This window comes from Stenotrophomonas sp. PA-6-5C, assembly GCF_021605635.1.
In the GTDB taxonomy this organism is placed as follows: Bacteria; Pseudomonadota; Gammaproteobacteria; order Xanthomonadales; family Xanthomonadaceae; genus Stenotrophomonas; species Stenotrophomonas lactitubi.
This window is the reverse complement of record NZ_WKEE01000103.1, coordinates 1-6,635: the sequence shown is the minus strand read 5'-3', so window position 1 is coordinate 6,635 and position 6,635 is coordinate 1. Positions and strand designations below refer to the sequence as shown.

General features: G+C 65.0%; 6 protein-coding genes. 1 reads left to right on the top strand and 5 read right to left on the bottom strand.

Translation table 11 applies throughout. From position 1 onward, the window contains the following. Positions 1-484: 484 nt before the first annotated feature. Both GIW57_RS23505 and GIW57_RS23500 read right to left on the bottom strand, forming a co-directional pair. The gene (locus GIW57_RS23505; protein ID WP_089236433.1) at positions 485-709 is read right to left on the bottom strand and encodes a CstA-like transporter-associated (seleno)protein; all 225 of its coding nucleotides are present in this window, start codon (positions 707-709) and stop codon (positions 485-487) included. Continuing rightward, the gene (locus GIW57_RS23500) at positions 709-2,790 is read right to left on the bottom strand and encodes a carbon starvation CstA family protein (RefSeq protein WP_100460021.1); all 2,082 of its coding nucleotides are present in this window, start codon (positions 2,788-2,790) and stop codon (positions 709-711) included. Before GIW57_RS23500 ends, GIW57_RS23505 begins: the two co-directional genes overlap by 1 nt. A 269-nt stretch (positions 2,791-3,059) precedes the next feature. On the opposite strand from GIW57_RS23500, the gene GIW57_RS23495 reads away from it, so the two are divergent. Then, positions 3,060-3,911, top strand: coding sequence for a pirin family protein (locus GIW57_RS23495; RefSeq protein ID WP_236513118.1), 852 nt, complete (start codon positions 3,060-3,062; stop codon positions 3,909-3,911). A gap of 84 nt (positions 3,912-3,995) precedes the next feature. On the opposite strand, the gene GIW57_RS23490 is transcribed toward GIW57_RS23495, so the two are convergent. From GIW57_RS23490 to GIW57_RS23480, 3 genes are all read right to left on the bottom strand, one after another. Next, on the bottom strand, positions 3,996-4,454 hold the full coding sequence (locus tag GIW57_RS23490; RefSeq protein WP_236513116.1) for a hypothetical protein: 459 nt from the start codon (positions 4,452-4,454) through the stop codon (positions 3,996-3,998). A gap of 196 nt (positions 4,455-4,650) precedes the next feature. Beyond that, positions 4,651-5,370: an aquaporin Z gene (aqpZ, locus tag GIW57_RS23485; protein WP_089236428.1), complete on the bottom strand. Its 720-nt coding sequence runs from the start codon at positions 5,368-5,370 to the stop codon at positions 4,651-4,653. 121 nt (positions 5,371-5,491) lie between these two features. Further along, positions 5,492-6,355, bottom strand: coding sequence for a pirin family protein (locus GIW57_RS23480; protein WP_100554174.1), 864 nt, complete (start codon positions 6,353-6,355; stop codon positions 5,492-5,494). Positions 6,356-6,635: the final 280 nt, after the last annotated feature.

Sequence of the window (6,635 nt, the reverse complement as noted above, 5' to 3'; positions counted from 1 at the left end):
GTCCGGTTGCGGGGGACGGCGCAAGTACGTCCATGGAGCCTCGGTCGCGCCATCCATGGCGCTCACTCTCCCGCAACCGGACCCACCCCGCCTCCGACAGTTTTCCGCAATCTGCCGGAATGGCATGGCTGCTCTTGGTGGGTGTCGACCTTGGTCGACACGGTAGATCCACGCCGTGCGTGGATGCTCTTCGATCATTCGATCAATTGTCGAAATATTCGATTTCGATGGACATTCATCCACGCATGGCGTGGATCTACTGGCCACCGGAAATCTGTCGAAGGTGGGGCGGTGTCGGATTGCGGGGTGTCAGCCGCATGGATGCGGCTGCCAAGCCTACAGGGACGTACTTGCGGCGTCCCCGCAATCCGACACCGCCCCGCCAACCAAACAGAAACCCAGAGCCGACGCTTCGGCCGTTGCAGTTGCAGTTGCAGTTGCTTCTGCGGGCGCCGGGCTGCAAGCCCGGCACCCACTTCATACTTCAACAGCAGCGACCACCGTTGCGCCCGCCATACCGCGCTTCCTGCCGCTCGCGGAAGAACGTCTTGTAGTCCATCGGCTCGCGGTCCGGATGCTTCTCCCGCACATGCCGCACGTAGTTGTCGTAGTCGGGAATGCCGCAGCACAGCCGAGCCGTCTGCACCAGACGTCGCCATAGGCGGCGATGCGCCTGGTACTGCCCCACCGGAACCAGTTGCGTACTCATTACAGGTCCACCATTTCATGCGGCTTCAGTGCCACGTACGGGGTCTCGCGGTCGCTGCGCTGCGGATTGCGGCGCGCCGCCACGATCGTCTTGATCGAATACACCAGCACCGACGCCACCACCAGCAGGAACAGCGCAGTCAAGCCGGTGTTGACGTAGGCGTTGACCACGATCTGCTGCATCTGTGCCACCGACTTCGCCGGTGCGGTGATGGTGCCGCTGGCCAACGCGTCCTGGAACTTGTGTGCCTGGGCCAGGAAGCCCTGCGCCGGATTGCTGTCGAAGATCTTGATGAAGCCGGCGTAGGTGGTGCAGATCAGCAGCCACACCGCAGGCAGCGCGGTGACCCACGCGTAACGGTCGCGCTTCATCTTGAACAGCACCACCGTACCCAGCATCAGCGCAATGCCCGCCAGCATCTGGTTGGAGATGCCGAACAACGGCCACAACGTCTGGATGCCGCCGAACGGATCGACCACACCGGTGTACAGCAGGTAGCCCCACAGCGCCACGCAGCCGGCCGTACCGATGATGTTGGCGGTCCACGATTCGGTCTTCTTCAGTGCAGGAATGAAGTTGCCGAGCAGGTCCTGCAGCATGAAGCGACCGGCACGGGTGCCCGCATCCACAGCGGTGAGGATGAACAGTGCTTCGAACAGAATGGCGAAGTGGTACCAGAACGCCATCATCGCGTCGCTGCTGCTGGGGATCGCTTCATGCAGGATCTGCGCGATGCCCACCGCCAGGGTGGGCGCACCACCGGCACGGTGCAGGATGGTTGGTTCACCGATCGCTGCGGCCGTGGCCGTCAGCTGTTCGGGGGTGATGGTGAAGCCCCAGGTGTTGGTGATGTAGTGCGCGGCCGACGCTGCATCGGCACCGATCACGGCTGCCGGGCTGTTCATCGCGAAGTAGATGCCCGGATCGATGATCGAAGCGGCCACCAGTGCCATCACGGCCACGAACGATTCCATCAACATGCCGCCGTAGCCGATGTAGCGCATGTGCGCTTCATTGGCCAGCAGCTTCGGTGTGGTACCCGAAGAAATCAGTGCATGGAAGCCCGACACCGCGCCGCAGGCGATGGTGATGAACAGGAACGGGAACATGCCGCCCTTCCACACCGGGCCGTCGCCGCTGGCGGCGAACTGGGTCAGCGCCGGCATCTTCAGTTCCGGCATCACCACCAGGATGCCGATGGCCAGCGCGATGATCGTGCCGATCTTCAGGAAGGTCGACAGGTAATCGCGCGGTGCCAGCAGCAGCCACACCGGCAGCACCGAGGCGACGAAGCCGTAGCCGATCAGCATCCAGGTGATCTGGGTGCCGGTGAAGGTAAAGGCCGGGCCCCAGGTCGGGTCTGCCGCCACCTTGCCGCCGAACCAGATTGCGGCCAGCAGCAGCACCAGGCCCACCACCGAGATCTCACCGATCTTGCCCGGCCGGATGTAGCGCATGTAGACGCCCATCAGGATCGCGATGGGCATCGTGGCGATCACCGTGAACATGCCCCACGGGCTTTCCGCCAGCGCCTTGACCACCACCATCGCCAGCACGGCCAGGATGATGATCATGATCAGGAAGGCACCGAACAATGCGATGGTGCCGGGTACCTGGCCCATCTCCTCGCGCACCAGGTCACCCAGTGAGCGGCCGTTGCGGCGGCTGGACAGGAACAGGACCATGAAGTCCTGCACCGCGCCGGCCAGCACCACGCCGACCACCAGCCACAGCAGGCCGGGCAGGTAGCCCATCTGCGCGGCCAGCACCGGGCCGACCAGCGGGCCGGCACCGGCAATGGCGGCGAAGTGGTGGCCGAACAGTACGTGCTTGTTGGTCGGGACGTAGTCCAGGCCATCGTTGTTGATCACCGCCGGGGTGGCCCGGGTCGGATCGATCTGCATCACCTTGTCGGCGATGAACAGGCTGTAGAAGCGGTAGGCGACCAGGTACAGCGACACCGCCGCCACCACGATCCACAACGCATTGATGTGCTCACCGCGTCGAAGTGCCACCGTACCCAGGCAGAACGCGCCGAGCAGGGCGAGGGCCGCCCAGCCTATTTTGGAAAAACCTTTCATGAGGTGCTCTCTCCCGGAAAGACAGGCAAAGAGTCCCGCGTGCCCTTGGCAGGGTCAATGTGCACGGGACCATTCAGCGGTAGTACTTTGGTCGTACATGGGTGTGGCCGGTGGCGATGTTCCCTCGCTGCCCCCAACGCAGGCGGTGCCGGCGTGCGGACATGACATGCGGCGAACACCAGGGATGGAACAATCGGTTGCGACGGCATCCATTGGCGTTGCGCGCTGCAGCGTCCATTTTTACTGGCATCCATCCAACAGGAGTCACCATGAGCCTTCCCGAGCCGGTCCGCGTCCTGCGCACCATCCGTGGCATGCCCACCTCCGACGGTGCCGGTGTTCGCCTGACCCGGGTCATCGGCGGTCCGTCGCTGCCCGACCTCGATCCGTTCCTGCTGCTCGATGAATTCGGCACCGATCGTGCCGAGGACTACATCGCCGGTTTCCCGGAGCATCCGCATCGTGGTTTCGAGACCGTTACCTACATGCTCGATGGCCGCATGCGGCACCGCGACAATCACGGCAACGAAGGGCTGCTGACCCCGGGCAGCGTGCAGTGGATGACCGCTGGCCGTGGTCTGGTGCATTCGGAGATGCCCGAGCAGGAAAGCGGGCAGATGCGCGGCTTCCAGTTGTGGGTGAACCTGCCGGCGCGCGACAAGATGACCGCGCCGAAGTACCAGGAATTCGCTCCCGAAAAGATTCCGGTGGTGCGGCCGGCCGAGGGCGTGCAGGTCAAGGTGATCGCCGGTACGGTCGAGGGCACGGCGGGCCCGATCGCGCAGCCCGCCACCGATCCGCTGTACCTGGATATCGAACTGGCTGCCGACCGCGCCTGGACCTATGCGCTGCCGGAAGGCCACAACGCGTTCGTCTATGTGTTCGAAGGCCGGCTGACGGTGGGCGAGCAGGATGCTGCGCGCGACGTGGCGCGGCAGGAACTGGCGGTGCTGGGCGGCGGTGAGCAGCTGCATCTTTCGGCAGGTGCTGAAGGTGCGCGGTTGATCCTGGTGGCGGGTCGTCCGCTGCGCGAGCCGGTGATGCGCCATGGCCCGTTCGTGATGAACACCCGCGAAGAACTGATGCAGGCCTTCGTTGATTTCCAGGAAGGCAGGTTCTGAGGGGGAGCGCCGGGCCATGCCCGGCGGATGCCCGGTGTGCCGGATCCTGCGGGGACGCTGCCAAGCAGTCATCCCCGCACCCTCTCAGCGGCCGTCGGCCACGGCAGACGGCGTCAGGTTCATGCCCTGCGCAAGCTGCTGCAGTGTGCCCAGTTCCTGCGAGCTGTCGGGATACAGCGCGATCTGCGCGTAGCGACCCTTGTCCAGCTTGACCACGCTGATGCGGCGCTCGGCATAACCGGGTGGCTCCTGGCCGCCCAGATCCGGCTGGTACCAGTACATCGATTCACCGGCAAAGCTGCCCTTTTCCTGGCGCAGCGAGCGGGTCAGCGGAATGCCCGGATCGCGCTGGCTGAGCATCAGGCTCAGCACTTCACGACCATCACTGGTGGCCGCGCGGCAGACCAGGAAACCGGACTGTGCCTGCTGCTGCCACTGCAGGCCGCTGCTGGCGGGCAACGAAGGGCATTCGACCGGGGCCTGCGCGCAGGCAGACGCCGCAACGAACAGCAGGCTCGACAAAACAACAGGCGCGAACTTCATGCATCCCCCAAGGTGGCGTGTCGTTGGCACCGCCGGTGTCACCGGCGGCCGAGGCATCCCATCCCCGGATGCCGTCCAGCCCGGCACAAGCACGGGTGGATGACCAGACCTTAACGGAACGTGAGCGATCGCACAAATCGCGGTTACATCCGTAACCATTGCGGCCGAAGGTCGGCCGCAATGGCACGGTCACGGCTCAGCGGTCGTTGCCGATCCACTTGTAGATGATGCCGCCGATCGCACCGCCCAGCAGCGGGGCGACCCAGAACAGCCACAGCTGACCGGTTGCGCCGCTGCCGGCGAAGAAGGCCACCGCCGTGGAGCGGGCCGGGTTCACCGACGTATTGGTCACCGGAATGCTGATCAGGTGGATCAGGGTCAGGGCCAGGCCGATGGCCAGCGGCGCGAAGCCCGCCGGCGCCTTGCCATGGGTCGCGCCCATGATCACGATCAGGAACACCGCCGTGAGCACCACCTCGCACAGGAACGCGGCCGCCACGCTGTAGCCACCGGGCGACAGCGCACCATAGCCGTTGCTGGCGAACGCGCCGGCCTGGCTGCCATCAATGGCGAAGCCGCTGGCACCGGAGGCGATCTGCAGCAGGATGAAGCCGGCCAGCAGGCCGCCGGCCACCTGGGCGATGATGTAGGGCAGCAGATCCTTGGTCGGGAAGCGGCCGCCGGCCCACAGGCCCACGCTGACCGCCGGATTGAAGTGCGCACCGGAGATATGGCCGAACGCGTAGGCGCCGGTCACCACGGTCAGGCCGAAGGCCAGCGCCACGCCGAGGAAACCGATACCCAGCGGATTGCCGTCGCCACCGAATTTGGCGGCCAGCACGGCACTGCCACAGCCACCCAGAACCAGCCAGAACGTGCCGAGGAACTCGGCGGACAAGCGTTTACCCATGCTCATGTGTTGCACTCCTTTGACGGTCTAAAGTGTGATTTATGTCACATTTCAGTGATCAGCGGGTGACTGTAGCGTCAACGCCGGGTGCAGGGATACACCCTCGGATGTGTGCAACACGCGATGCTCAATGCTCGGGCAGGGGAATGAATTCCTTGTCGTCGCCGGGAATGGTGCCGAAACGCCCCGCTTCCCAGTCGTGCTTGGCCTGCTCGATGCGTTCCTTCGAACTGGAAACGAAGTTCCACCACAGATGGCGCGGGCCATCCAGCGGCTCGCCGCCGAACAGCATCGCCTTCACCGGCGTCTTCGCGCGCAGGCGGCCACGCGCACCGGCTTCGGGAATCACCAGGTGCTGGGCGGGAATGTCCACGCCATCCAACTGCGCTTCGCCCTCGAGGATGTACAGCGCACGCTCGCGGTGACCATCATCGATGTCGATCTCTGCATCCGGGTCGAGGTCTATCGCCACGTTGAGGGTATCGGCGAACACCTTTACCGGCGACTCCTCGCCATAGGCGCGTCCGGCGATCACCCGCAGCCAGGCGCCGTTGCGACGCTGCTCGGGCAGGGTGGCAGCGGCATGGTGGTAGAACGCCGGTTCGATTTCCTCATGCGACTTCGGCAACGCTACCCAGGTCTGCATGCCGTGGATCGGGTTGTCATGGTCGCGGTCCAGTTGTGGCGTGCGCTCGGAATGGGCGATGCCGCGGCCGGCGGTCATCCAGTTGACGTCGCCGGGGCGGATCACCTGGTCCGAACCCAGCGTGTCGCGGTGGCCGATGGCGCCCGACCACAGATAGGTGACGGTGGCCAAGCCGATATGCGGATGCGGGCGCACGTCGATGGCCGTACCGGGGTGCATGAGCGCCGGGCCCATCTGATCGACGAACACGAACGAGCCGATGCTGCGGGCCTGCAGAGTGGGCACTGCACGGCGCACTTCCAGGCCGCCGATGTCGTGTACGCGCGGGGCGATGATGGTGGTCATGCGGGCGTTCTCGCTGGCAGGGATCAAGGCGGTCAGCATCGCATGCTGTCGTGACGGTGGCATTCCCCGTTCGGGTAACAGGTTGTTCCAGCCAACGGCGCAGCCCCTCGTGGCTGTTGGTTGGTTGGTCGCGTAAGGCGGAAGCAAAATCAAAAGCCGCGCTTGGCCGGGCGGGGTGGGTTCGCGGGGGACGCCGTGAATCCGTCCCTGGAGGCTTGGCCGCGGCATCCATGCCGCGGACACCCCCGCGAACCCACCCCGCCCGACCTCTGCCAGTTTC

Bases quoted from the DNA above. Each gene is read 5' to 3' on its own strand.
- GIW57_RS23480 (WP_100554174.1), bottom strand. From the start codon at position 6,355: ATGACCACCATCATCGCCCCGCGCGTACACGACATCGGCGGCCTGGAA.
- GIW57_RS23495 (WP_236513118.1), top strand. From the start codon at position 3,060: ATGAGCCTTCCCGAGCCGGTCCGCGTCCTGCGCACCATCCGTGGCATG.
- aqpZ (WP_089236428.1), bottom strand. From the start codon at position 5,370: ATGAGCATGGGTAAACGCTTGTCCGCCGAGTTCCTCGGCACGTTCTGG.
- GIW57_RS23500 (WP_100460021.1), bottom strand. From the start codon at position 2,790: ATGAAAGGTTTTTCCAAAATAGGCTGGGCGGCCCTCGCCCTGCTCGGC.
- GIW57_RS23505 (WP_089236433.1), bottom strand. From the start codon at position 709: ATGAGTACGCAACTGGTTCCGGTGGGGCAGTACCAGGCGCATCGCCGC.
- GIW57_RS23490 (WP_236513116.1), bottom strand. From the start codon at position 4,454: ATGAAGTTCGCGCCTGTTGTTTTGTCGAGCCTGCTGTTCGTTGCGGCG.